General features: G+C 25.7%; 28 protein-coding genes. 1 reads left to right on the forward strand and 27 read right to left on the reverse strand.

Annotated elements, in window-relative coordinates; genetic code table 11:
* Positions 1 to 71: 71 nt before the first annotated feature.
* The 5 genes from BUA70_RS09420 to BUA70_RS09440 form a co-directional block, all read right to left on the reverse strand.
* On the reverse strand, positions 72 to 1376 hold the full coding sequence (locus BUA70_RS09420; RefSeq protein WP_072896688.1) for a pyrimidine-nucleoside phosphorylase: 1305 nt from the start codon (positions 1374 to 1376) through the stop codon (positions 72 to 74).
* A 382-nt stretch (positions 1377 to 1758) separates the two neighbouring features.
* Positions 1759 to 2388 carry a stage II sporulation protein M gene (spoIIM, locus tag BUA70_RS09425; protein WP_072896691.1) on the reverse strand — a complete coding sequence of 210 codons (630 nt, stop codon included), beginning with the start codon at positions 2386 to 2388 and terminating at the stop codon, positions 1759 to 1761.
* Between the two features lie 261 nt (positions 2389 to 2649).
* Positions 2650 to 3168: an NUDIX hydrolase gene (locus tag BUA70_RS09430; protein WP_072896694.1), complete on the reverse strand. Its 519-nt coding sequence runs from the start codon at positions 3166 to 3168 to the stop codon at positions 2650 to 2652.
* 367 nt (positions 3169 to 3535) lie between these two features.
* Positions 3536 to 4501 (reverse strand): N-acetylmuramoyl-L-alanine amidase, encoded by a 966-nt coding sequence (locus BUA70_RS09435; protein ID WP_072896696.1) that lies wholly within the window; start codon positions 4499 to 4501, stop codon positions 3536 to 3538.
* Positions 4502 to 4763: 262 nt separating this feature from the next.
* Complete coding sequence (locus tag BUA70_RS09440) at positions 4764 to 5135, reverse strand: phage holin family protein (protein WP_072896698.1); 372 nt, start codon at positions 5133 to 5135, stop codon at positions 4764 to 4766.
* Positions 5136 to 5411: 276 nt separating this feature from the next.
* On the opposite strand from BUA70_RS09440, the gene BUA70_RS09445 reads away from it, so the two are divergent.
* Positions 5412 to 5849, forward strand: a complete 438-nt coding sequence (locus tag BUA70_RS09445) for a GNAT family N-acetyltransferase (RefSeq protein WP_072896701.1) — start codon at positions 5412 to 5414, stop codon at positions 5847 to 5849.
* 303 nt (positions 5850 to 6152) lie between these two features.
* On the opposite strand, the gene spo0A is transcribed toward BUA70_RS09445, so the two are convergent.
* From spo0A to BUA70_RS09555, 22 genes are all read right to left on the reverse strand, one after another.
* Positions 6153 to 6968 carry a sporulation transcription factor Spo0A gene (gene spo0A / locus BUA70_RS09450; RefSeq protein ID WP_072896703.1) on the reverse strand — a complete coding sequence of 272 codons (816 nt, stop codon included), beginning with the start codon at positions 6966 to 6968 and terminating at the stop codon, positions 6153 to 6155.
* Positions 6969 to 7199: 231 nt separating this feature from the next.
* Positions 7200 to 8348, reverse strand: coding sequence for a SpoIVB peptidase (spoIVB, locus tag BUA70_RS09455; RefSeq protein WP_072896705.1), 1149 nt, complete (start codon positions 8346 to 8348; stop codon positions 7200 to 7202).
* Positions 8349 to 8522: 174 nt separating this feature from the next.
* Positions 8523 to 10223, reverse strand: a complete 1701-nt coding sequence (gene recN / locus BUA70_RS09460) for a DNA repair protein RecN (RefSeq protein WP_072896707.1) — start codon at positions 10221 to 10223, stop codon at positions 8523 to 8525.
* 24 nt (positions 10224 to 10247) lie between these two features.
* Positions 10248 to 10700, reverse strand: a complete 453-nt coding sequence (locus BUA70_RS09465; protein ID WP_072896709.1) for an arginine repressor — start codon at positions 10698 to 10700, stop codon at positions 10248 to 10250.
* Between the two features lie 18 nt (positions 10701 to 10718).
* On the reverse strand, positions 10719 to 11549 hold the full coding sequence (locus tag BUA70_RS09470; protein WP_072896711.1) for an NAD(+)/NADH kinase: 831 nt from the start codon (positions 11547 to 11549) through the stop codon (positions 10719 to 10721).
* Positions 11550 to 11560: 11 nt separating this feature from the next.
* Positions 11561 to 12370 (reverse strand): TlyA family RNA methyltransferase, encoded by an 810-nt coding sequence (locus BUA70_RS09475; protein ID WP_072896713.1) that lies wholly within the window; start codon positions 12368 to 12370, stop codon positions 11561 to 11563.
* A gap of 40 nt (positions 12371 to 12410) precedes the next feature.
* On the reverse strand, positions 12411 to 14276 hold the full coding sequence (gene dxs / locus BUA70_RS09480) for a 1-deoxy-D-xylulose-5-phosphate synthase (protein WP_072896716.1): 1866 nt from the start codon (positions 14274 to 14276) through the stop codon (positions 12411 to 12413).
* Between the two features lie 20 nt (positions 14277 to 14296).
* Positions 14297 to 15166, reverse strand: coding sequence for a polyprenyl synthetase family protein (locus BUA70_RS09485; protein ID WP_072896719.1), 870 nt, complete (start codon positions 15164 to 15166; stop codon positions 14297 to 14299).
* A gap of 2 nt (positions 15167 to 15168) precedes the next feature.
* Entirely contained in the window at positions 15169 to 15381 is a 213-nt protein-coding gene (xseB, locus tag BUA70_RS09490) for an exodeoxyribonuclease VII small subunit (RefSeq protein WP_072896721.1), read from the reverse strand.
* Between the two features lie 10 nt (positions 15382 to 15391).
* Positions 15392 to 16591, reverse strand: a complete 1200-nt coding sequence (xseA, locus tag BUA70_RS09495) for an exodeoxyribonuclease VII large subunit (protein WP_072896723.1) — start codon at positions 16589 to 16591, stop codon at positions 15392 to 15394.
* Position 16592: 1 nt separating this feature from the next.
* The gene (locus tag BUA70_RS09500) at positions 16593 to 17426 is read right to left on the reverse strand and encodes a tetrahydrofolate dehydrogenase/cyclohydrolase catalytic domain-containing protein (RefSeq protein ID WP_072896725.1); all 834 of its coding nucleotides are present in this window, start codon (positions 17424 to 17426) and stop codon (positions 16593 to 16595) included.
* A 13-nt stretch (positions 17427 to 17439) separates the two neighbouring features.
* On the reverse strand, positions 17440 to 17847 hold the full coding sequence (gene nusB / locus BUA70_RS09505; RefSeq protein WP_072896726.1) for a transcription antitermination factor NusB: 408 nt from the start codon (positions 17845 to 17847) through the stop codon (positions 17440 to 17442).
* A gap of 485 nt (positions 17848 to 18332) precedes the next feature.
* Positions 18333 to 18719 (reverse strand): Asp23/Gls24 family envelope stress response protein, encoded by a 387-nt coding sequence (locus tag BUA70_RS09510; protein ID WP_072896728.1) that lies wholly within the window; start codon positions 18717 to 18719, stop codon positions 18333 to 18335.
* A gap of 82 nt (positions 18720 to 18801) precedes the next feature.
* A complete protein-coding gene (locus BUA70_RS09515) occupies positions 18802 to 19317 on the reverse strand; it encodes a SpoIIIAH-like family protein (protein WP_072896730.1) in 516 nt (171 codons plus the stop codon).
* Positions 19318 to 19344: 27 nt separating this feature from the next.
* The gene (gene spoIIIAG / locus BUA70_RS09520; RefSeq protein WP_072896732.1) at positions 19345 to 19938 is read right to left on the reverse strand and encodes a stage III sporulation protein AG; all 594 of its coding nucleotides are present in this window, start codon (positions 19936 to 19938) and stop codon (positions 19345 to 19347) included.
* A gap of 5 nt (positions 19939 to 19943) precedes the next feature.
* The gene (spoIIIAF, locus tag BUA70_RS09525; RefSeq protein ID WP_072896734.1) at positions 19944 to 20510 is read right to left on the reverse strand and encodes a stage III sporulation protein AF; all 567 of its coding nucleotides are present in this window, start codon (positions 20508 to 20510) and stop codon (positions 19944 to 19946) included.
* A gap of 1 nt (position 20511) precedes the next feature.
* A complete protein-coding gene (spoIIIAE, locus tag BUA70_RS09530) occupies positions 20512 to 21684 on the reverse strand; it encodes a stage III sporulation protein AE (RefSeq protein WP_072896736.1) in 1173 nt (390 codons plus the stop codon).
* Positions 21685 to 21693: 9 nt separating this feature from the next.
* A complete protein-coding gene (gene spoIIIAD / locus BUA70_RS09535; protein ID WP_072896738.1) occupies positions 21694 to 22077 on the reverse strand; it encodes a stage III sporulation protein AD in 384 nt (127 codons plus the stop codon).
* Positions 22078 to 22085: 8 nt separating this feature from the next.
* Positions 22086 to 22283, reverse strand: coding sequence for a stage III sporulation protein AC (gene spoIIIAC, locus BUA70_RS09540; RefSeq protein ID WP_072896740.1), 198 nt, complete (start codon positions 22281 to 22283; stop codon positions 22086 to 22088).
* Between the two features lie 10 nt (positions 22284 to 22293).
* Positions 22294 to 22812 (reverse strand): stage III sporulation protein SpoIIIAB, encoded by a 519-nt coding sequence (gene spoIIIAB, locus BUA70_RS09545; RefSeq protein WP_072896743.1) that lies wholly within the window; start codon positions 22810 to 22812, stop codon positions 22294 to 22296.
* Positions 22805 to 23713 carry a stage III sporulation protein AA gene (gene spoIIIAA, locus BUA70_RS09550; protein WP_072896746.1) on the reverse strand — a complete coding sequence of 303 codons (909 nt, stop codon included), beginning with the start codon at positions 23711 to 23713 and terminating at the stop codon, positions 22805 to 22807. The genes spoIIIAB and spoIIIAA overlap by 8 nt, the downstream gene beginning before the upstream one ends.
* Positions 23714 to 23884: 171 nt before the next feature.
* The gene (locus tag BUA70_RS09555; RefSeq protein WP_072896748.1) at positions 23885 to 24268 is read right to left on the reverse strand and encodes a CD1247 N-terminal domain-containing protein; all 384 of its coding nucleotides are present in this window, start codon (positions 24266 to 24268) and stop codon (positions 23885 to 23887) included.
* Positions 24269 to 24489 lie beyond the last annotated feature (221 nt).

A 24489-nucleotide genomic window follows, 5' to 3' on the forward strand; every position in this document is an offset into this window, starting at 1 on the left:
AAACAAGACCTTCTTTAAAATTTTAAAGAAGGTCTTTATTTTAAATATAAAAATAATTTACTTAGATTTTATTAACGAATTACATTATATATTAGTGGAATTTCTTTAGGAGCTTCTGCTTTTATTACATAGTTGTTAAGAATTCCTCTTATAGCTTTTTCGCCTTTCTTTTCATCATTAGCATGAACGTATGCGATTATATCACCTTTCTTAACAAAGTCTCCTCTTTTCTTTTCAAGAACTATACCTACAGCAAGATCTATAACACTTTCTTTAGTAGCTCTTCCTGCACCTAATTCCATAGCAACTATTCCAATTTCTTCTGCATGGATTTTATTTACGTATCCTTCTTCTTCTGCTCTAACTTCCATAATATATTTAGCTTTTGGTAATTTTGAAGTATCGTCTATACCTTCAGTATTTCCACCTTGAGCTGAGATAAATTCTTTAAATTTCTTTATTGCTTTTCCAGAAGTTATTGTTTCCATAAGCATTTCCCTAGCTTCATCAGTGTCTTTAGCTTTTCCAGCAAGAACAACCATATTTGAACCTAATGTTAAACATAATTCTAATAAGTCTTTAGGTCCTTTTCCTTGTAATGTATTTATTGCTTCTTCAACTTCTAAAGCATTTCCTACTGCCTTTCCTAGTGGTTGATCCATGTCTGAAACAACAGCTATAGTATTTCTTCCAACATGCTTACCTATCTCAACCATAGCTCCACCTAGTTCGTATGCGTTTTCAGGAGTTTTCATAAATGCTCCTTCTCCAACCTTAACGTCTAAAACTATAGCGTCTGCTCCTGCTGCTATTTTTTTACTCATTATACTTGAAGCTATTAATGAAGTATTATCAACTGTTGCAGTTACATCTCTTAGTGCATAAAGTTTTTTATCTGCTGGTGCTAAATCTCCTGTTTGTCCTCCAACAGCTAACTTAATAGTATTAACATTATTTATAAATTTATCCTTTGGCATTTCTATTGTAAAGCCTTTAAATGTTTCTAATTTATCTAAAGTTCCACCAGTATGTCCAAGACCTCTACCTGACATTTTAGCAACTGGAATTCCTAATGATCCTACCATAGGTCCTAAAACTAAAGTAGTAGTATCACCTACACCACCAGTTGAGTGCTTATCTACTTTTATTCCTTCAATAGCTGATAAATCTAATATCTCTCCTGAATTAACCATTGCCATAGTTAAATCAGCAGTTTCCCTTTTATTCATTTTATTAAAAAATATTGCCATTAATAAAGCTGATGCTTGATAATCAGGTATAGTTCCATTTGTATAGTTTTCAACAAAGAAATTTATTTCTTCAGTTGAAAGTTCTTCCCCTTGTCTTTTTTTATGTATTATGTCATACATTCTCATAACTAATTACCTCCAAAAATTTTGTGTATATTTATAATGTATATATGTATGGTAACCTTTACATACTTTACACTTTTATTCTACACTATTCTTTATTAAAATGCAAATATTTTTAATATTTTTTCTTGATTAACTTGATAATACCTATATTGAAATCACTTTCATAAACTTTCTTAATTTCCATTATTTATATTTACTACATATCTTTATTTTACAAATAACTTTAACTAACTTAAATTTTAAAATAAAAAAATATAGAATAAATAATTTTTAAAAATATATATTCTATATTTTATATTCTATTATTAATTTTTTATAAAGTAATATCTCTTTTACTAATCTATAATAAATGTATTACAATTTGTAACACAATAGTTTATTTTTATAACCCTATTCTAGTTATCATATATTTTAAAATTGTTGGAGTTAGAAAAGCCTCTATAACAATTCCTATTAATAAAGCTGATACTATAAATATAATAAAATTAACAGATCCTGATAAAGAATCTTTTAAGGTAATTGTTTCTCCGAATTTATTTTTTAATTTATTTATAGATATTTGAAGAACAAAAGCTGACCATATTATAAAACAAGGAATTAAAATTAAATTTTGAGGAACTAAAGCTGCTAAGGATATTGCAACACCTTTTCCGCCAAATAAACTTGTTATTAAAGCAAAAGTAAATCCTAATGAGTATCCTTTTATTAAAAGAAGTATAAGAATTATAGGTCCTCCTATTGAAATAAGCCCTAATATCATAAAAACTAAAAATAATACTAAATTATTTTTAAGGGATTGAATTATTAAGTATCCATATTCTATAGAGTTTCCCTCTAATGTTTGAAAAAGAACATTAAAATATTTTATTAATTCCCCTTTCATATTTTGACCCATATAGTATACAGTATAAATTCCAAGTACAAATCCAATACACAAAAATAAAGTTGTTATAACATATATCCATTTATTTTTTTCTATTGTTTCATTTAAATTACATAATAATTTATTCATCTCTTTCCCCTCCTCTGTTTACTAATACTTATGAAAATTTCTTTCTTAATATTCTAAAGAGAGGAAATTTTTTATTTGTTAATTTTTATATAAAATAAATAAAATCTCTATATAAAATACTAAATTTTATATAAAAATTTCATTTTAAATTAGTTTATATATTTAAATAATAAAATATCCATATTTTCTATTATAATTTAATATATTATTACTGTATTTACTAATAACCTCCAAAAACAATCTTATAAAGTTTTAATAAGTTTAAATATACTGCAAAGCTGCAATTGTTTTACAATCAACTATAATTCCATTTTTTATTAATCTTTTTATTTCTTCTAATGAAAATTCCTTAATATTTATAAACTCATCATCATCGCCTTTTGCAAATTTTTCTTTTAGATTCTTTGCTTTAAAAAGGTGAATAACTTCATCACAAAATCCTGGTGCAGTTATAAAGTTTCCTAAATACTCAATATCATTAGAAGTATATCCTATTTCTTCTTCTAGTTCTCTTCTTGCACACTCTAATATATCTTCATCTTTTTCTAATTTTCCTGCAGGAATTTCTAATAGTACCCTATCAATAGCTTTTCTATATTGCTCTACCATAACTACTGTATTTTCATCTTTAAAAGCGATTATAGCAACAGCACCTGGATGTCTTAAAATATCCCTTTTAGCAATATTTCCATCTGGTAATAAAACCTCTTGTTTTATTAGTTTTAAAAAAGAACCTTCATAAATAGTTTTTTCATTTAATGTTTTCTCTATTAATTTCATAAATTTATCCTCCTAATAAATTAAGGCCTTAATTTAATTAAGACCTTAATTCTAACTTATTTGATTTATACTTAAATAAGTAGTAATAAGATAATAAAAATTTTTATTATCTACTGTAATATAAAAAAGCTAATTAATAAAAATTGTAACATTAGCTAAACAATATCAATATACTCTATTATTACTTTAAATTCAATATAATGTTATAAAAAATATTAATTATATTAATAAAAAATATTATTAATATAGTAAAAGCTCTAAGAATAAAATTATCTTAGAACTTTTTATTTAATATTATTTGATTTTTATCTTACAATTTATTTAAAATAAAAATTTTTCATTCTTTTAAATTTATATCTTAAATAAATTAAGATTTAATATCATATACCCATGATCCTAAGCTATTTTTAATCTTTTCACATTGATATTTATTTAGCCATTGAGTATCAAACCATATTTTCTTATCATCACTTAAAAGATAACAGTTAATAGAACCAAAATACTTAAGAATTTCTAAAATATTTACTCCAAATTCTCCATAAGGTAAATAATTTGTCACTATATACTTTTCACCATTTTCCTCTTCAGTTTTGTAATACAACTTTTCTTTAACTAATATCTCTCTTAAGTTTTTTTCCTCCTCTTCTGTTAAATATTCTGTTTCAATCCAAATATTATTACTGTAACTAAGTGCATATATAACTACTCCTAAAAAATAAGGCACTACATGTGAAAGATATATTCCTAAAGTACCATAATCTAAAACCTTTGTTTCTATATAATATAAATTATCCTCTTCTGGAGGTCTCAAAGGAATATTATAATCTATACCATTACATATAGCATATCCTAATTCTTCCCAAGAATATCTATTATAAATATCTATATCTACTTTAGAATCACAAAAACAAACCTCAACTATTATATTAGGAGCCTCAATATTCTTCATTTCATAAAGATTACTATTGTATTTGACTCCCCTATTAAAAAATCCAAGTTTTGATAAATTAAAAGTAATTCTTTTTGCAACTTCTTTAGCTTTACTATATTCATTATATACTAAGCATTCTGTTCCATTAGCTTTTCCATTAAATGAATTCATATGAAGACTTAAAAATAGATCAATATATTGACTATTAGCTTTATCAGCACCTTCCTTTAACTCTTCATTTTCACTATATCCATTACTGTTACAGTCTATAACTTTATGACCATACTTTACTAATATATCAGTAGTTATTTTATCTAATATTTTCATTTGTTCATGTTCATTTACAATTCCTACTGATCCTATAAAATTATCACTATGACCAGCCCTTTTTCCTATTATCATTAGAATATCACCTTCCATTTAAAATAATTGTAAAAGGTCTATATATCATTCAATTTATTATATGTATCTAGGATAATTTAGTGTTTCAAATGAAAATTTTACTACATAATACATAATGAGAAACTTAGTAAGATTTACTTATAAATAAAGCTTTAAAAAAATATGGTTTAATCCTTTATTTGAAAGAGAAAAAGAGATATTTTAATGTAATATTAAAATATCTCTTTTTCCAAATTATTAAATTTCTAAAAAATATAAATAATTACATTACTCTACTTGGTAATATCATATCTAAAATTCCTATAACTATAGCAGATAATAACGCTCCTAATATAGAAACTCTCATATTAGGTACTAAAAATTGGGTTACATAAATTATTATCACAGCAATAATAAAACCTTTAATACCTTTGCCAAGTGGTGATGCATCAACACCCATAAATGCTTCTACTAAATAATCCAATACAGTTATTATAAAAGCAGCCAATAAAAATGACCACAATCCTACAATACTAAACCCTGGTGTAAAAAATGATGTTAGTCCTAAAACTACTGCAAATAATATTAATCTTACAATCCATCCAAAAAAACTATTATTTGAATGTTTCATTTCATTATCTCTATAATCTGACATAAAAATTCCTCCTTAATATTATAAGTTTTTGTTAGACTATTTATATTATGCTCAATATAATTAATAAATATGTGTATAGTTAACTTCTAGCAAAACACTTAATATTAAGAAATTCCATACTTTTAAATAGATATAAATCTCTTAAATTTTATATGTTTTAATATATTAAATCTACAAATTAATTAAATAATTAGGGAAAGTAAATACCATATAATTATATAATTGTTATATAATTTAATTAATGTTTTATTTTATATAAAATATAGGAGGTATATAATGGATTTTAGGGAAATAAAAATATCAGATATAGAAACACTTACAATTATATATGTTGATACATTTAATTCACCACCTTGGAATGATAAGTGGACAGTTGAGACAGCATCAAAAAGATTAAAACAAATGATAAACTGCGAAGATTTTTATGGAATTTTAGCCTATGAAAATGATTTAATCTATGGCATGATTTTAGGAAGCGAAGAACAATTTTATAATGGTGCTATTTTTAACATAAAAGAATTTTGTGTAAAAAATGAAATGCGCAGTAAAGGTCTAGGAACAATTATATTAAATGAATTTGAAAAACGTTTAAAAGAAAAAGGAATATCAGAAATCATATTATTAACTTCTAAAGAAGATAAAACTGAAGGATTTTATCATAGAAGAGGATTAAAATCCCATGAGAAAATGGTTCTAATGTGTAAAAAATTATAACTATAAAATAGTTTTTTATTTTTTTAATCTATGTAATTTATTTTATTTAATTATACTATATTTATTAAGCAATATAATGTTAATATTATAAAAATACAAAAACTATATTTTAAAATATATACTTTAAGATTTATATAATTTAATAAACTAGTATTAATATAATAATATTAAAAACATCAACTAATTAATTTAAAAATTTAATTAGTTGATGTTTTAATTCTAAAATAAATTTGTTTTAATATGATTTCATTTACTCCATATAGTTTATAAAAATATATATTTTAGTAAAGAAAAATCATAATCCTAGCTAACTTTATTTTTAAGTCTTAGCTTATCAGCTACCATTGCTATAAACTCTGAATTTGTAGGCTTGCCTTTATCATTATGGATTGTATATCCAAATAGCTTATTAATAGCATCTACTTGACCTCTAGCCCAAGCGACTTCTATAGCATGTCTTATGGCTCTTTCTACTCTAGAAGCAGTAGTATTGTATTTTTTAGCAATTGAAGGATATAACTCTTTAGTAACTGCAGAAAGTAGTTCCATATCGTTTACTACCATTGTAATTGCTTCCCTTAAATACATATATCCCTTGATATGAGCTGGTACTCCTATTTCATGAATAATACTTGTTATTTCAGCTTCTAAATCCATAGGTTCTTTTTTAGGTTCAACTCTTACTTCTGGTGTATCCATTAATGAAATAGTCTTTTTAGAGTTATCACTTGAGATAGTATTATTAAACATTTGCCTTATTCTATTTGTAAAAACATCCATATCAAATGGTTTTACTACATAATAATCTGCTCCTAAAGTTATAGCTCTTTGAGTTATCTTATCTTGACCAACTGCTGAAAGGACTATAATTCTTGGCATAGGATCTAAATTCATAGAATTTAATCTTTCTAAAACTCCTAAACCATCTAAATGAGGCATTATTATATCTAAAACAACTAAATCTGGTTTTCTTTCCTCAATTAAATCTAATGCTTCTAATCCATCTTTAGCTATTCCAGTTACAACGATATCTCTTTGATTCAAAAGATAATCATTTAAAATGTTACAAAATTCCTTATTATCATCGGCAATTAACACTGATATTTTTGATTCTTGCATATTGTTCTCCCCTTTTTCACTACCAAATATTGTCAAAATACTTATTCGACAAAACCTTTTTAAATCCTTTTTATTTTCGAAAAAACTTTTTTATTTTATAGAAAAAAAGAAAATAGAAATACTTCTTACAGATTTCTACCTTCATTATAACATAAATTAGCAAATTCGTAAGAAGTATTTCTAAAATCCAATGAATATAATTATGATATTTTAACGATAAATTTCTAAATACTAATATTTTTTTAGTATTCCTACTTCTTCTAACATCCACTCTATATATATTCCATAACCTACATCTGGTTTATTCACCAAAACGTGAGTAACAGCACCTACTATTTTCCCATCTTGAATTATAGGACTTCCACTCATACCCTGAACTATTCCTCCAGTTTTCTTTAATAATTCTTCATCAGTTACCTTTATTATCATGCTTTTAGGAGAAGGTTTATCTTGAGATAATAGCTTTACAATTTCTATATCATAATATTTAGGCCCATTCTCATCTACTGTTGATATAATTTGAGCCTTTCCTTCTTTTATTTCTTCTTTATATCCTACTTTTAAAGGTTTAAGTTGACATTTTTTTAGCATTTCTCTTTTTCCACTTCCAAAGATACCACTAATAGTATTTTTGTTTATTTCTCCAAAATATTTTTCTTCATTTACAAAAATACTTTTTAGTTCTCCCGGTGTTCCTCTCTGTCCTTTTCTCACACTAAGAACAGCAGAATCTATAACCCTACCATCTTTTATTTTTATGATAGAATTTGTATCTACATCTGTTATTGGATGTCCTAATGCTCCAAATTTATTTGATTTTTCTTCATAAAAAGTTAAAGTACCAATTCCTGCTGTAGAATCTCTTACCCAAAGCCCTATTTTAGCTTTATTTTCATCTTTTACTACATTTACTTTTACTTTTATTTTGTCTCCATCTCTATCTAATAGTAACTTTATACTATCATCTTTTGTTTTAGAAAGGATTTCAATTAAATGTTTGGTATTTTCTAAGTTTGTATCATTTATTTTTAGTATTATATCTCCTACTTGTATACCAGCTTCCCTACTTGTACTTGATACCTTTCCATTTGTAGTATCTATATCTGAAAATCCTACCACTAATACTCCACTAGTAGAAACTTTAATTCCTAAACAACCTCCACCAGGATAAAGCTCTATATCCTTTTTATCTCTTATGGTAGCAGTTCCATTAACTGCTTCTGCTTTCAAAAAGCTTTTAGGAATTCTATTTATTAAATTGTCCTTATTAAAATTTTGTGATATATTAGGTAAAACAAAATTAGAAGAGATCACATAAAAAACAAATAAAATCAATGGAATAGTTATATATTTTAAGTTTTTCTTAAAAAATTTTTTCATTTTATCTCCTCCTTTCTTGTATTTAAGTTACCCAATTTTAATTTTTCATATGCTGTATTAACTTTGTTAGTGTAGTTAATAAAAATTAAAATACACTAAATTTTATCTTAAAATATTATTTTTAGCCAAAAAAATAGAACTAATTTAGTTCTATTTTTTCCAAATTAGTTCTATTTATGTATATATTTTAATTATATCTTTTTTCTTTTTGTCTGCTAACATAATCATATCTTTAGCATTAGCTTTTGTATTTTGTGTAACTTCTGCTCCACCAATCATTTTGGCTATTTCTTCTGTTTTTGTTTTCAAGTCAACTTTTTCTATATTAGAATAGGTTAAGTTATCTAAAGTCTTTTTAAAAATCAAATAATGATGATCAGAAAGTGCTGCTATTTGAGGTAAATGAGTTATACAAAACACCTGATGTCTTATTGAAAGTTCATACATTTTCTCACCTACAGCTTGAGCTATTCGACCACTAATTCCGGTATCTATCTCATCAAATATAACTGTTGGAATTTCATCTTTATCTATAAATGCAATTTTTAAAGCTAACATTATTCTTGAAAGCTCACCACCAGATACTATTTTATCTAAAGGTCTTAATGGCTCTCCTAAGTTAGTAGATATTGTAAATTGCACATCATCTAATCCTAAGTCATTATAATTTTCTAATTCTTTTATCCCTATAATAAATCTAGATTTTTCAAGACCAACTTCATTTAATTCATAAATTATTTTTTCTTCTAATTTTTTTGCAATATTTTTCCTTAAAGAAGTTATATTATTTCCAATTTCTTTTAAAATCTTAACTTTCTCTAATTTTTTTATACTTAATTCCTTTAATATTGACTCAGCATTTATCATTTCTGTATACTGATTTGATATTTTATCTCTATAAGATAAAATACTTTCAATAGACTCTCCATATTTTTTCTTTAAAGATGAAATTTTATATATCCTACTATTTATATTTTCTAGCTCTTCTTCATCATAAATTATTTCTTCACTAATAGACGCAAATTCTCTTGATATATCTTCTAAACTATAATATATTTCATTTAATCTTTCATTTAATAGCTTTATTTTATCTGAATGCTTTTCTATTGTATAAATTTCTCTTGCTATATAAGAAATTTTATCTAAGATAGACTCATTTTCCATTGAACCTTTTAATGTACTACAGGTTAAACTTAAAGTTTTTGCTATTTTTTCCGAGTTAGAAAGTAAATTATATCTTTCCTTTAATTCTTCCTCTTCTCCAAGTTTAAGCTTAGCCTCATTTATATCATCTATTTGAAATTTTAAAAACTCTAATACTCTTTCTCTATCTTCTTTTCCACTTAATTCCTCTATTTTTTTATCTAAATTTTTTATTTCTTCATAGATCTTTTTGTACTCTTTTAATTTAGAGTAAAGATTTTCATCTCCGTAACTATCTAAATAATGTATATGTGATCCTTTATTTAAAAGGCTTTGATTATTATGTTGACCATGTATATCTATTATTGCATCACTTATTTTTTTTATTATTGACAATATAACTGTTTTATTATTAACCTTCGTTATACTTTTACCATTTTGATAAGTTTCTCTTGTTATTATTATTAAATCATCATATTCAATATTTAATTCTTCTAAAATATCCTTTGTTTTTTGGTTTTCAATAGTAAAAACTGCTTCAACAAAGGTTTTATTTTCTCCTGTCCTTATTAAATCTTTATTAAACTTTCCACCTAAAACATAGGCAATGGCATCAATTAAAATTGACTTTCCTGCTCCAGTTTCTCCAGAAAGAATATTAAAGCCTTCATTAAAAGATATAGAGATATTTTTAATTAACGCAAAATTTTCTATGGTTAATTGTAATAACATTATACCCCACCTTGCAGATTAAAATTAATACTTTATCATAGTTGTCATCTTTTCTACTAATTCAATTGCCTTTTCTTCCGTTCTTACTAATATAAATATAGTATTATCTCCTGCTATAGTTCCTGCAATATCTTTAAAATTTAAAATATCAACAGCTTCAGCAGCTGCTGATGCTGATCCTGAAATTGTTTTTATTACTACCATTTTGTCTACTTTTTCAACAGATAACACAGTATTTGAAAAAATACTTTCCATCTTATCTACAAATTCATTACTTGTTGTTTGAATTGGTGCATATCTATATTTTCCATTAACACCTAAAACCTTTATTAACTTTAAAGTTTTAATATCTCTTGATACTGTGGCCTGTGTTACATCAAAACCTGCTTTTTTTAACTCTTCTGCTAATTCTTCTTGTGTTTCAATTTCTATATTATTTATTATCTCTAATATTTTCAAATGCCTTTTTGATTTCAATAAAATCACCTTACCATTCTATTTTTTGTTTAGTATCTTTTTCCTAAGAACTTTATAATAATTAAAGTCTGTAAGTTGTATAAGGTTACAACTTACTTTAGATTTTTTTATATTTAATGAATATGTTTTAAAAAGTTTAATTGATTTTTGACCATCTATTGTTACATATAATTCTTCCATATCACAATCAGACTTAATATTTATAGATGAAGTTCCTGGTAAAATTATAGGTCTCATATTAGGAGAATGAGAGCATATGGGTGTTATGCATATTGTATCTAAGGATGGATGAATTAAAGGACCTCCTGCAGAAAATGAATAAGCTGTAGAACCTGTTGGAGATGATATTATTATTCCATCACCTTTAAATTCATCATAAAAATCTCCATCTACATAAATATTAAATTTAGCTATTCTTGATAATGTACCCCTTGATATTACAATATCATTTAAAGCATTATCTTTATATTCTTCAATCCCATTAAATACTTCACAATTAAGCATCATTCTCTTTGACACTTTATATTGATGATTTTTTAATTTTTTTAAGGCAATATCTAATTCATTAATATCTACATTAGTTAAAAAACCTAGATTTCCAATATTTATCCCTAATATTGGTGCCTTTATCTTAGGCAAAATATCTCTTGCCACTCCAAGGATTGTACCATCCCCTCCAAAAACTATAATCACTTCAAGGTTTTCTGGAATATTATAAGAACAATAATTATTTTTTATATGATGTACTAAAGCTTTAGGAAAATACTCTTTTATCTTTAAAATAGCTTTATCTTTTATTGTACCCTGTCTATCCTTCATGGGATTTATATAAAGTCCTATATTATCCATATCTCCTCCGACTAAAGATCCTTATGTGAATTATTAACGATTTCCTCAATTAATTCCTTTGAAAAATCACTTTGTTTCTCTACATTTTTTGTAAAATACACTAAATATTCAATATTTCCTTCTGGTCCTTTTATAGGTGAAAAACTTAAGCCTAATATATTTAAGTTGTTTTCTTTTAAAAACTCAACTATCTTTTCTATAACTTCTTTATGGGTATTAGGGTCACGAACTACTCCTTTTTTACCAACCTTTTCTCTACCTGCTTCAAATTGAGGTTTTATTAAAGCTACTACCTCTCCATTTTCATTGAGTAAATTTATTACTGCTGGTAATACCTTCGTTAAAGATATAAAAGAAACATCTATAGATGCAAAATCACATTTATCTGGAACTTGTTCCTCTGTAACATATCTAACATTAGTTCTTTCAAGACAAACAACTCTTGGATCTACTCTAAGCTTCCATGCAAATTGACCATATCCTACATCAATTGAGTAAACTTTTTTAGCTTCATTTTGTAGCATGCAATCTGTAAAACCACCAGTTGATGCCCCAATATCCATACATATTTTATCTTTTAAAACTATATCAAATGCTTTAATAGCTTTTTCTAATTTTAAGCCACCTCTACTTACATAAGGTAACTTTTCTCCTTTAAATTCAATATTACTTGTTATACTTACCTTTTCTCCTGCTTTATCTACTCTCTTATCATCTATAAATATCTTTCCAGCCATTATATTAGCCTTTGCCATTTCTCTAGATGTAAATATACCTTTTTCAACTAATAATATATCAAGACGTTGTTTCTTATCTGCCATAATTCTCTCCTTTGTCATAAAATACTTACAAGGTTTAAAATTACATTAAACTCATTACGTTATCTATTATTGAATCTACATCTAAATTATAAACTTTATATAAAGTATTTACTTTTCCATGAGGTATAAACTCATCATTATATCCCATATTTATAATTTTTATATTAGAGTTTAATTCATTTATATATTCTAAAATTAAGGATCCTAATCCACCATGTAAAATATTATCTTCTATTGTTATTATCTTATAATTATTATCTACTAAATCTTTAATTAAATTTTTATCTATAGGTTTTATAAAGCAAGCATTAACTAATTTTATATTAATACCTTTTTCTTTCAATTTATCACAGGCTAATTTACCATGTTCAACCATTTTCCCTGTAGCTATTATACAAATGTCTTTACCATCCTCAATTGTTTCCCATTGACCATAATTAAATTCTTTCTTAGATTCTAAATTTAAGGATGTGTCACATCCTCCTCTTGGATATCTTATAGCACAAGGACTCTTAGAATCAAAAGCCCACTTAATCATTGGATAAACTTCTTCTGTGGTTTTCGGAGCTAAAATAGTCATATTAGGCATTAATGAAAGATATGATAAATCAAAAATCCCTTGATGCGTTTCACCATCTTCTCCAACTATTCCAGCTCTATCTATTGCAAAAATCACTGGTAAATTTTGAATACATATATCATGAAGAATTTGATCAAAAGCTCTTTGAAGGAAAGTAGAATATACTGCAAAAACAGGCTTTAGACCTTCCTTTGCCATACCAGCTGCTAAGGTAGTTGCATGTTGCTCTGCAATTCCTACATCAAAAAATCTTTTAGGAAAATTCAAAGAAAAATCTTTAAGTCCTGTACCATCTGGCATAGCTGCAGTTATTGCTACTATTTTATCATCTTCTTTAGCTAATTTATTTATAGCTTTTCCAAAAGCTTTTGAATAATTCTCTGAAATTGTTGAAGAAACACATACTTCTCCATTATTTGTATTAAAAGGTCCTATACCATGATATTTATTAGGATTTTTCTCTGCAAAATTATATCCTTTTCCTTTTTGAGTAACTGTATGAATTATAACAGGTCCTTTTATTCTTTTAGCCATAGAAAAAACATCTGTTAAATCCTTTAAATTATGACCATCTATTGGTCCTAAGTATTTAAACCCCATGTCTTCAAAAAGCATACTTGGAACAACCAATTGTTTTATGCTATCTTTGATTTTACTTATAGATGATGCGATATTTTTACCCATAGAGGATTGTTTAAGGGTAGAATTTATATCCTCTTTTAATTTATTATATCCTGGATCTAATCTCATTTTGCTTAAGTAAGTTGAAAGTCCACCTACATTATTAGAAATAGACATTTGATTATCATTAAGAACTACAATTAAGTTAGTTTTATTATATCCAACATCATTTAAGGCTTCAAAAGCCATACCTCCAGTTAAAGCTCCATCTCCTATAACAGCGATTACATGATTATTTTTATTTAAAATATCCCTTGCTCTTGCCATTCCAACTGCTGCTGAAATAGATGTACTGCTATGCCCTGTTTCAAAAGCATCATATTTACTTTCACAGCTTTTAGGGAATCCACTTAATCCGCCATATTGTCTTAAGGTATCAAACTCATTCATTCTTCCTGTTAAAATTTTATGAATATAAGATTGATGTCCTACATCCCAAACTATTTTATCCCTTTCTAAATCAAAGGATTTAAACAAACTTAAAGTAATCTCAACTACTCCTAAGTTAGAAGCTAAATGACCTCCCGTTTTAGATACCTTTTCTATTAAAAAAGATCTTATTTCTTTCGATAATGAATTTAACTCATTAAAATTCATTCTCTTTACATCATGAGGTTCTGATATACTACTTAAAATTTTATACATAACCATCTTTCCTTTTTAGCTTACATTTTTCTTTTTAAAAGAAGCATTGCTAATTCCTTTAGATTTTCACTTTTCTTTGTTAGATTATCTAATAACTCTATACTTTCTTTAGTTAATCTTTCACATTCTTCTATACAAAAATCTAATCCAAATTTACTTATAAAATTAGTTTTATTATTAGCCTCATCACTTTTTATTTTTTTTCCTAATATATCTGTAGTGCTTGTAACATCTAATATATCATCCTTTATTTGAAATACTAAACCAAGGTTATATCCAAACTTTTCTAAAATATCAATATCTTTTTTAGGTGCATTTCCTAAAATTGCTCCTGCTAATATTGAAGTTTTAATAAGTTCTCCTGTTTTTTTCAAATGCATATATTTTAATTCATCTAAAGTTATTTTTTTGTTTTCATTTATTATATCAACTACCTGACCGCCAATCATTCCTTCAACACCTGATGATCTACTTATTTCTAAAGCTGCATCTACTCCATTTTCTCCAAATCTTTTTGAAGATTTTAACATAAGAGTCATAGCTTCATTTAAAAGGCCATCTCCAGCTAAGATTGCAATAGCTTCTCCAAACACCTTATGATTTGTTGGCTTTCCTCTTCTTAAATCATCATTATCCATCGCTGGAAGATCATCATGTATTAAAGAATATGTATGAATCATTTCAAGAGCAGCTGCAAAAGGCATAGCAGCATCTATATCTTCTTTGTACATTTTATAAGTTAATAGTAAAAGTATAGGTCTTATCCTTTTTCCTCCTACATTTAAACTATAGCTCATGGCATCATATATAATTTTATTATATCCTTCTTTGTAAGAAAAGTAATTTAATAAATAGTTATCAATTTTACTTTTTAAATCTTCGCTAACCATAACTACTCCTTTAGTTCTTTTTCTATATTAGTATTTATTATCTCTATTTTTCCTTCATATTCCTTTAGCATCTTATAAATCTTATTTATTAAGCTTACTCCATCTTCATAACTTTTCATAGAATCCTCTAAATCCAAATCTTCATTCTCTAAATTATTTATAAGATCTTCTAATTTATTTACTAAATCACTATAACTTTCTTTTTTTCTAGCCATAATGAACACCTCATCTCAAAGTTTTAAAATTACATTTTAAAGTACCATCTTTAAAAATAACTTTATATTCTTTTTCTAGGTCAATTTTCTTTATAGAATTTATTAATGTATTTTCTTCATCTTTTACAACTGTATAGCCTTTATTCAACACATTTAATGGATTATATGCTTTTAAAAGCTCATTTAAATTTTTAACATGATTAGTTTCTCTTTTTAATTTTCTTAAAATTGAATTATATAAGTTTTTTTCAAGTTCTTTAGCTCTTTCCATTTTTCCTTTAATAATCTTATCTGGATTATGTTTTTCAATAGTCTTTTTAAAATTATCTAAAAGATAAAAATTTCTTTCAATATTAAATTCAATATTTTGATTTAATATATCAAAATAATCATAAAGTTTTTTTATAATATCATCTATTTTAGGTACTGCTAATTCTCCAGCCATTGAAGGTGTAGCAGCTCTAACATCACATACAAAGTCGGAGATAGTATAATCAATTTCATGGCCTACTGCAGAGATTATAGGAATTTTAGATTTAAAAATTTCATAAGCTAAATCTTTATCATTAAAAGCCCATAGCTCTTCAATAGCTCCTCCTCCTCTTCCAATAATTATCACATCTACGTTTTTATTTTTATTAAAATACTTTATGCCATCTATTATGGATTTTGAAGCACCTTCTCCTTGAACTTTAGCTGGATATAAAAAAATATTAACAAAGTTATTTCTTCTCTTTATAACCCTTTTTATATCCTGAAAAGCTGCTCCAGTTTGTGAAGTTACAACTCCTACAGTGTTCACAAAATCTGGTATATCTTTTTTATGCTCTTCTTCAAAGAGCCCTTCAAGATATAATTGATTTTTTAATCTTTCAAATTGAATATGTAAATCTCCAAGACCATCTTCTTCAATTTCTCTACAATAAAGCTGATAACTACCATCTTTAATATAAATAGATAACCTACATTTTGCAATAACACTCATACCATTTTCTAAGTCTAAAGATAAGTTTACTGCATCACTTTTAAACATGATGCAGTTTATCTTTGAATCTTTATCCTTTAACGAAAAATATATATGCCCACTGCTATGAAATTTTAAATTAGAAATTTCCCCTTTAATAGATAAATTGTTTAATATAAAATCATTATCTATAATTTTTTTTAAGTAATTATTTATTTCAGAAACAGTTAATGTTTTAATTACCATATCACTTCACAACCTTACACAGATTTCTTAAAAGTAAAGTAGTAGTTAAAGTTCCTACACCTCCTGGAACAGAAGTTATAAAGCTTACTTTATCTATTACATCTTCTAAGTCCACATCCCCAGTAATTTTCCCATTTAATGATGAGGTTCCTACATCTATAACTATAGCATTATCTTTTATATAACTCTTATCTATAAATTTAGGTTTCCCAATAGCAACCACTAATATATCTGCCCTTTTACATACAGCTTTTAAATCCTTAGTTTTTGAGTGACATATAGTTACAGTTGCATTTTTTCTAAGAAGAAGCTCTCCTATAGGTTTTCCTACAATATTACTTCTTCCTATTACAACTGCTTCCTTACCTTCAAAATCTAAATTTAAACTTTCTAATATATTTATAATGCTATTTGGAGTGCAAGGAATAAAACTATTTTGTCCCTTGTAAAATTTTCCCATTGATAAATCAGAAATACAATCTATATCCTTATTAAAATCTATAGAGTTTGTTATCTTTTCTTCTGAAATATGTTTTGGTAAAGGTAATAATATCATTATACCATGGGTATTATCATCACTATTTAAACTTTCAATTATCTCTAATAATTGTTCTTCTGTAGTTTCTTCTTTAAGAATCATTTTGTTAAAATTAATTCCAAGTTCTCTTGCTAACTTCTCTTGACTATTTTGATAATATATAGATCCATTATCTTCACCAACTAAAATCGAAGCTACAGTAAGGCTAATTCCATTTGAAGTAATGTTTTTTATTTGGTTTTTAGTATCTTCCTTTATATTTTTAGCTAAAGTTTTACAATCTATAATAACGCCCATAGTATCCCCCTTGTTATTTGCTTGTTTTAAATATTTTATCTAGTACTCCATTTATAAATGATACTGATTTATCATCTGAATACTTTTTAGCCATTTCTATAGCTTCATTTATTGCAACCTTTTCTGGAACATCATCAATATATTTCATCTCATATAAAGCAACTCTTAAGATAGATAAGTTAACCTTTGATATTCTGTTAAGTTTCCAGTTAACTAAATTCTTCTCTAATTCCTCATCTAATTCTTCTTTTTTAGAATATACTCCGTTTATTACTTCCTTAATATATTCTAAGTCTATTGTATGTAATTTAGCTTCATAATTTTCTATAAAATCCTCTATAACAACCTCTGGAGTATCTTTTGTTATCTCCATTTGATATATTAATTTTATTGCTTCCTCTCTTGATCTTGCTCTATTCATCTTTTCCTCCTAAGTCTTTTTATTAAATATTATTGTCTTTATTTTTGGTCTATAAACCTTTAATATAATTTCATATAATAAAATGATTATTGCCATATTAGATAGTATCATAAAGATTTAAAAATGACAACAATCTGTGATTTTAAGCCATTTTTAGCTTTTTTTAAAACTTATTTTTAAAAGTTATAAACTTACTGTAACAATATAAAAAGATTTATTTATTTCTAGTTCTTTCTTTATAAATAGTAACATTTTATAATATATTAGTGCAAATAAATTTAATTACATTTTAAGTATATTATTTTACTTTCATATAATTTTTTTCTACAAATTATAAATATTTAATACTTTTATATAAATATATTCTATATATTACCACAAATAAAAAAATAAGATATATTTTTTAAACTAAATATCTAATTTAAAAACATATCTTATAAAAAGTTCCTATAAAAAACACCCCCTAAAATTAGGGGGTGAAATTTTTATTCTTTTACTTCTACTTTTTCTTCTTTTTTAGGTAATATAAGATTTTGAATATATATATTTACAGAAGAAACTTTAAGTCCTGTCATAGCTTCTACAGTTCTTTTTACATTTTCTTGAACTTGAGCTACTATTTCTGGGATCTTTATTCCATATTTTACACCTAAATTCATATCAATAACAGCATCTTCATTTTCTACTGTTACCTTAACTGATTTCCCTGATGCTTTTTTACCTGTTAATATATGAGTTAAACCTCCAGATACCCCAGAATATATTTCAACAATACCATCTATTTCAGATGCTGCTATTTCAGCTATTACACTAACTACTTCATCTGATATTCTAACAACACCTATGCTATTTCCGTTATCTATACCTTCCATACCGTACACCTCCATAGTTTCGTTAATCAAAACTTTCTAATCATATGATTATTATATCAAAGAAATCTTTTCATTACAATTATTATTGTTTTACTTCAATAATTACATCCTTTGTCTTAGCTACAGCATAAACAGATTCTTGGATTTGTATAGTTTGCTTTTCAGTTAATTGTTCATCAGCTTTTACTATAACTCTTACCTTATCTCCACCAATTAAACATAAAGCATCATCAAAACCCTTACTCTTTAGGCTAAGCTCTATTCTTGTTTCATAGTTTCTACCTGTTACTAAGTCATTAAGCTTTTTAGTTGTTTCTTCTTTTTGTTCCTTAGTTGTATTTGAATCTTCTATTACAGATTTATAAGATTGCATAGTTTGAGCATCTGTTTGTTCTCTTTCATTTCTTGATTCGTAGAAATAATCTTTGCCATTTTCTTTCTTTTCATTGCTTTTTGCATCTTCTGAATCATTTGGGAAAGTATTTAATGTTAAGCTTCCAGCATCCTCTAGCTTTCCATTAACTCTTGTTGCTAAAATACCTACACACACTATAAGTGCTATTAAAGTTAAAATTATACCTGCTTGTTTTCTATTCATAAGATAACCTCCTAAAATTTAATTTATTTATTTTTTCATTGGATATACATTTACTTTATTTGAAGAAATATTATATAAATTAGAAACAGCTTTTGATATTTCATATTTTGTTTTACTATCTTCTGCCCCTTTTGCAACAACAACAACACCAACTACTTTAGGTTTATATGTTTTAAGTATCAAAGGCTCGTTTCCATTTCCACTAGTTGTAATTACTACTTTGCTTCCATCATTTTCTTGATTAGTTACTCTTTCACCTCCTTCTTTGTCTTTTTCCTCTGTAGTATTAGTTTGTTTGTTTGTATCCATTGCAGGCACTTTGGTTTCATCACTTTCAAAGGTAATCATTACATCTACGTCACCAACGCCATTTATTTTGTTTAATATGTTTTTTAAATTAATTCTTTGTTGCTCTTCATATTCTGATATTTCCATTTTTTTGACTTCATCACTATTTACTGTTTCCTTAGCTTCTTTATAAGTTTCTACTTCCTTTTTTTCTCCACCAAGAAAACCTATAATGATATACCCGAATAAAAAAATTAAGCATATAAGTATTAGCATTGATATTTTTTCTTTGTCACTTTTCTTTTTAAATTTTTCAAAGAAATCTTTTTTCATGGATCCTAAAAACTCCTCCTTACTACATTTATCTTCTCTTCATTAACTTTTAATTGATTAGCAACAAAGCACTTTATATCTTTTGTAATCTTATCTTCATCAGTACCTTTTTTGTTATTTGAAACGTTAATTTGAATCTTCTCCGCTACTCCAAAATCTTTACTATCATAGGTTATATTTACTTCTTTAAAGTCTAATTGTAGTTTGTCCATATCAATATTTCCTTTTATTTTAGTAGTAAATTTAAAGTTTGGATAATTTTCAATTAACATCTTATTACAACTATATTCAAGTTTGTCTATAAATATTTCATTTGTTTCAATATTATTATTTTGAAAATTTAAATTATCATTTTCAAAAGCCTCTACATAATTTTTTACAGAGCTATGAAAATCCTTCTTATCTCCAGTTAAAATCTGAACTATAGGATTTAAAATTACTGCCATTAAAATTAATCCTAAAATAAATTTTACATACTTTTTTATACTCCCATTAGGAATTATAAGTTCTATTGAACTTATAAATATTAAAGTGGCACAAAGAGTTATTACCCAATTCTTTAAATAGTCCATATTAACCTCCAACTATAAATCGCCCTGAATTTGCCATTATTGCAATCATTATAAAAAACATCACAGAAAGACTTAACATAGTTGCCATAACTAAAGTTAAAGATTCTGAGGCAAATTCTATACAACTTACTATTCTTTTATCTGCAATAGGTTCAACTAATGCAGCAGACAATTTATAGGTGAATATCATCAAAATCATTTTTAATATTGGAAATAAAACTAAAACTATAATTACTATAAGCCCTACAGTACTTACTGCATTTTTTAGAACCAAAGAATACCCTGCCATTGTAGTTATAGCATCAGAAAAAGCTTTACCAACAATAGGTACAAAATTATCTACTGCAAATTTTGCTGTTTTTAAAGCTACTGCATCTATTGTATTTGCAGATATTCCCCTAATACTTAAGATAGCTATAAAAATTGTTATTATAATTCCTTGAAGCCACATTACTATCTGTTTAAACATCTTACATATATTATTAATTTTATGATCATTACTTAAATTATTTACAAATACTAAAACAAATCCCATAAGGATTAAAGGAATTATTATATCTATATATATCCTCGGAGTTAAAATTACAGAGCCTAAAACTATAGGATCCATTGAAGCTGCTTGGGTTATCCCTCCTGCTGTAGATAAAAGAAGAGTTAAAACTGGGAGCAATACAATCATAAAATCTGCTAATCCTTGAATAGTCTCCTTTGCAAGATCTAATGAAATTAAAAAACTTCTACTTAAAAGCATTATCATCACAGCAAAGCAGGCATAAAATGCCACATTAGATATATTATCATTTGAAAAAGAATCCTGAAGATTTCTAATCATGGCACTGATTATTGCTAAAACTATTAAAGAAATCATAAGTTTTAAGGTAACTCTCACTTCTTTTATAAAATATGTTCCAACTATTTTTGTTAAAGATTTAAAAGATAGGTTTTCTTCTCCTGTTTCCATATAATGCTTTATATACTCTTTTAAATTTAAATCATTTAAAATTTCAGTGTCGCTTTCAAGATTATTAATATAATCATAAAACTTAAGAATTTTAGGGTTATTATTTATCTCAGAAATATCAGCATTTTTCATATTATCTTGAGCTTGTACTTCTATTGAAAAGATAAATAAAAATATAGTTAAGGTAACCATTATAATATTTAATTTTTTCATTAAATTCACCTACAATATCTTCAAAATAGTGTTTAAAACAGCCATTAAAATAGGCACTGCTAATAGTAAAATAAGTATTTTCCCTGAAAACTCTACTTTAGATGCAATACTACCTGCTCCTGAATCTTTACAAAGTTCACTACAAAAGGATGTAAGATAAGATATAGCTAAAATTTTTAAAACTATTCCTATATAAAAAATATCAATATTCGCTTTCTCTGCTATGGTCTTTATAAATCCAATAAGTTCATTTATATAAGGAACCATTATTAAAAATACTATTATTCCAGTAGATACTAGTATAAAAAGAGCGATATTAGATTTTAAATCCTTTAAAAGCATGTACAAAAACAATGCAATTAAGCAAAAGGAAACTATTTTAACAATAAGCATAACTCCTCCTAAAGCATAAACATAGTTTTAACAGAGTCAAAAAGTTGTACTATTAGGTTTATTACCATCATTAAAATAATTACTACTCCTGCAATATTTGCAATAGTTGCAATATCATCTTTGCCACTGCTTTTTAAAACTTTATCTATTATAACTAGTATTATTCCAGCTCCTGCTATTTTAAATAAAAGTGAAAAATCAAACATAAAAATCCTCCTAAATTAAAAAGATAACGATCATTATTCCAGAACAAACACCTAAGTATTTATAAAGCTTTTCATTTTTTACACATTCCTCTTCTTTAAACTTAATCTGTTTTTTTATTCTTTCTAAGATTAAAGTAAATATTTTTTGCTGTCCCTCTACAGAAGTTTGTCCTAAATTTTTACCAAAATCGAAAACAATCTCCATATCTTCTTCCTTTAAATTTAAATTATTTTTCTCTTTATCATAAGCAGTAACAAAAGCTTCATAAGGTGAGTCTGCTCTACCACTTTCTATAATTTTATAAACTTCCATATAATAGTCTTGTAATGGCTTTTTAGATTTTTCAGCAATATATTTTATTCCATCTGGAAGAGGAGTCATTACGTAAGTTATTTGATGCTCTAAAGTCATTAAAGAGTCTTCTAAATTCTTTAATTGAACAAGCCTTTTTTTAAAAGTACTTCCATATATAGATCCTATATAAGTTGTTAAAATAAATATAAGTGCTAAAAATACATATTTAATCATTATATTCTCCTTCCTTTGTTAAATCATATATGCTTTCAACTGTTCCTATTCCTTTTGAATTGCTTAAAACTATAACCTTTTCTAATATTTTATTTTCTATAAGCTCTTTTAAGATTTTTCTATTATAAATATCCTTTATATTATTTCCATGAATTGTTGTAATAAGTTTAACTCCAGAATTAAATGCTGATATTACTGCCTCTATATCTCTTACACTACCAATTTCATCGCATATTATAACTTCTGGAGATAAGCTTCTGATTGCCATCATTATTCCTTCTGATTTAATACAATTATCATAAACATCACTTCTTATTCCTACATCCATTTGAGGAACACCGTGATAGCAGGCTGCTATTTCACTTCTCTCATCAACAATTGATACCTTTTTCCCTGAAATGTTACTTCCGTAATTTCCATTAGATATTAATCTTGCTAAATCTCTAATTAACGTAGTTTTTCCACATTTAGGTGGAGAGATTATTAATGTATTATATATTTTATCTTTATTAGCTATATTAAAAATAATTTTATTTCCACAACCTTTTATTTCCCTTGCCACCCTAATATTTAAGGAATATATATTTTTTATAGTTTTTATTTTTCCTTTATCAAATACACATTCTCCAGATATACCTACTCTATGTCCTCCTTTAATTGTTATATATCCTTGTTTAAATTCTTCTTCAAAGGCATAAATAGAATAGTTACTCATTCTTTGTAAAACCTTTTTTATATCCTCTCTTGTAATAATATAATTTAATATATATTCTTTATTCCCTATATTAACTATAATAGGTTTTTCTATTTTTAATCTGATTTCTTGAAGCTTGTCTAAATCCTTTAAACTATTAATTTTTTCATTAATATGTTCTAACAATAAGTTTTGTAAATTTTTCATAATCCCCTCCCCTTTTTATCATCCTATAGTTTTTCTTTTGTATAATTCATATTAATCTTAAAGAAAAAATATTACTGAAAATAAAAAAAACCAATTTTTCAATTTAAATTAATTGAAAAATTGGTTTTAAATCATAATTAAAAACTATATTTTATAAAAAATAATTTTTAATTAAACGATTATTATATTATCACAATAAGGGCAAGGTATATTTTCCTTTTTATCTAATACAGATTTCTCTATATAGATTTCCTTATTACATTTATCACACTTTATTTCAACATATTCATCTTTGCTATCGTCTAAAGCATCTAATTCGTCTATAGTTACTTCTTCAAAAATATCATCTTGAATTCCTGCTATGTCCTTATCTATTAATTCTAGATTTTCTTCCATAGTCTCTTGATTTATTTGAAGTTTTTCAATTTCATCATATAAATCCTTTATTAAATCTAAGATTCCTTCTAATATTTTTTTACTACCTTCATCTGATGATTTTTCCATATTCTTTACCATACTATAAAGATTTGAAAGTTTTTTCTGTTGAATACTCATGTAATCACATCCTTTAAAAAATATGCTAAGTTCTAAAGAACTTAGCATAATTCATATTAAACTCTTTCCATGTACTGGTCTTATGTCAATATTTTGGACACAAAAAGTCAAACTTTTTCATGCTGCACTTCTAGCTAATAATTCACATTGATCTGGAGTCATGTAATTAATAGAAGAGTGTATCCTTTTTCTGTTATACCAACCTTCAATATATTTAAATA

Origin of the sequence: Clostridium fallax (assembly GCF_900129365.1) — a bacterium.
GTDB lineage: Bacteria > Bacillota > Clostridia > Clostridiales > Clostridiaceae > Clostridium_AH > Clostridium_AH fallax.

Excerpts from the sequence above, each read along its gene's own strand:
- BUA70_RS09420 (WP_072896688.1), bottom strand. The coding sequence starts at position 1,376 with ATGAGAATGTATGACATAATACATAAAAAAAGACAAGGGGAAGAACTT.
- spoIIM (WP_072896691.1), bottom strand. The coding sequence starts at position 2,388 with ATGAATAAATTATTATGTAATTTAAATGAAACAATAGAAAAAAATAAA.
- BUA70_RS09430 (WP_072896694.1), bottom strand. The coding sequence starts at position 3,168 with ATGAAATTAATAGAGAAAACATTAAATGAAAAAACTATTTATGAAGGT.
- BUA70_RS09435 (WP_072896696.1), bottom strand. The coding sequence starts at position 4,501 with ATGATAATAGGAAAAAGGGCTGGTCATAGTGATAATTTTATAGGATCA.
- BUA70_RS09440 (WP_072896698.1), bottom strand. The coding sequence starts at position 5,135 with ATGTCAGATTATAGAGATAATGAAATGAAACATTCAAATAATAGTTTT.
- BUA70_RS09445 (WP_072896701.1), top strand. The coding sequence starts at position 5,412 with ATGGATTTTAGGGAAATAAAAATATCAGATATAGAAACACTTACAATT.
- spo0A (WP_072896703.1), bottom strand. The coding sequence starts at position 6,968 with ATGCAAGAATCAAAAATATCAGTGTTAATTGCCGATGATAATAAGGAA.
- spoIVB (WP_072896705.1), bottom strand. The coding sequence starts at position 8,348 with ATGAAAAAATTTTTTAAGAAAAACTTAAAATATATAACTATTCCATTG.
- recN (WP_072896707.1), bottom strand. The coding sequence starts at position 10,223 with ATGTTATTACAATTAACCATAGAAAATTTTGCGTTAATTAAAAATATC.
- BUA70_RS09470 (WP_072896711.1), bottom strand. The coding sequence starts at position 11,549 with ATGGATAATATAGGACTTTATATAAATCCCATGAAGGATAGACAGGGT.
- BUA70_RS09475 (WP_072896713.1), bottom strand. The coding sequence starts at position 12,370 with ATGGCAGATAAGAAACAACGTCTTGATATATTATTAGTTGAAAAAGGT.
- dxs (WP_072896716.1), bottom strand. The coding sequence starts at position 14,276 with ATGTATAAAATTTTAAGTAGTATATCAGAACCTCATGATGTAAAGAGA.
- BUA70_RS09485 (WP_072896719.1), bottom strand. The coding sequence starts at position 15,166 with ATGGTTAGCGAAGATTTAAAAAGTAAAATTGATAACTATTTATTAAAT.
- xseB (WP_072896721.1), bottom strand. The coding sequence starts at position 15,381 with ATGGCTAGAAAAAAAGAAAGTTATAGTGATTTAGTAAATAAATTAGAA.
- xseA (WP_072896723.1), bottom strand. The coding sequence starts at position 16,591 with ATGGTAATTAAAACATTAACTGTTTCTGAAATAAATAATTACTTAAAA.
- BUA70_RS09500 (WP_072896725.1), bottom strand. The coding sequence starts at position 17,426 with ATGGGCGTTATTATAGATTGTAAAACTTTAGCTAAAAATATAAAGGAA.
- nusB (WP_072896726.1), bottom strand. The coding sequence starts at position 17,847 with ATGAATAGAGCAAGATCAAGAGAGGAAGCAATAAAATTAATATATCAA.
- BUA70_RS09510 (WP_072896728.1), bottom strand. The coding sequence starts at position 18,719 with ATGGAAGGTATAGATAACGGAAATAGCATAGGTGTTGTTAGAATATCA.
- BUA70_RS09515 (WP_072896730.1), bottom strand. The coding sequence starts at position 19,317 with ATGAATAGAAAACAAGCAGGTATAATTTTAACTTTAATAGCACTTATA.
- spoIIIAG (WP_072896732.1), bottom strand. The coding sequence starts at position 19,938 with ATGAAAAAAGATTTCTTTGAAAAATTTAAAAAGAAAAGTGACAAAGAA.
- spoIIIAF (WP_072896734.1), bottom strand. The coding sequence starts at position 20,510 with ATGGACTATTTAAAGAATTGGGTAATAACTCTTTGTGCCACTTTAATA.
- spoIIIAE (WP_072896736.1), bottom strand. The coding sequence starts at position 21,684 with ATGAAAAAATTAAATATTATAATGGTTACCTTAACTATATTTTTATTT.
- spoIIIAD (WP_072896738.1), bottom strand. The coding sequence starts at position 22,077 with ATGCTTATTGTTAAAATAGTTTCCTTTTGCTTAATTGCATTGTTTTTG.
- spoIIIAC (WP_072896740.1), bottom strand. The coding sequence starts at position 22,283 with ATGTTTGATTTTTCACTTTTATTTAAAATAGCAGGAGCTGGAATAATA.
- spoIIIAB (WP_072896743.1), bottom strand. The coding sequence starts at position 22,812 with ATGATTAAATATGTATTTTTAGCACTTATATTTATTTTAACAACTTAT.
- spoIIIAA (WP_072896746.1), bottom strand. The coding sequence starts at position 23,713 with ATGAAAAATTTACAAAACTTATTGTTAGAACATATTAATGAAAAAATT.
- BUA70_RS09555 (WP_072896748.1), bottom strand. The coding sequence starts at position 24,268 with ATGAGTATTCAACAGAAAAAACTTTCAAATCTTTATAGTATGGTAAAG.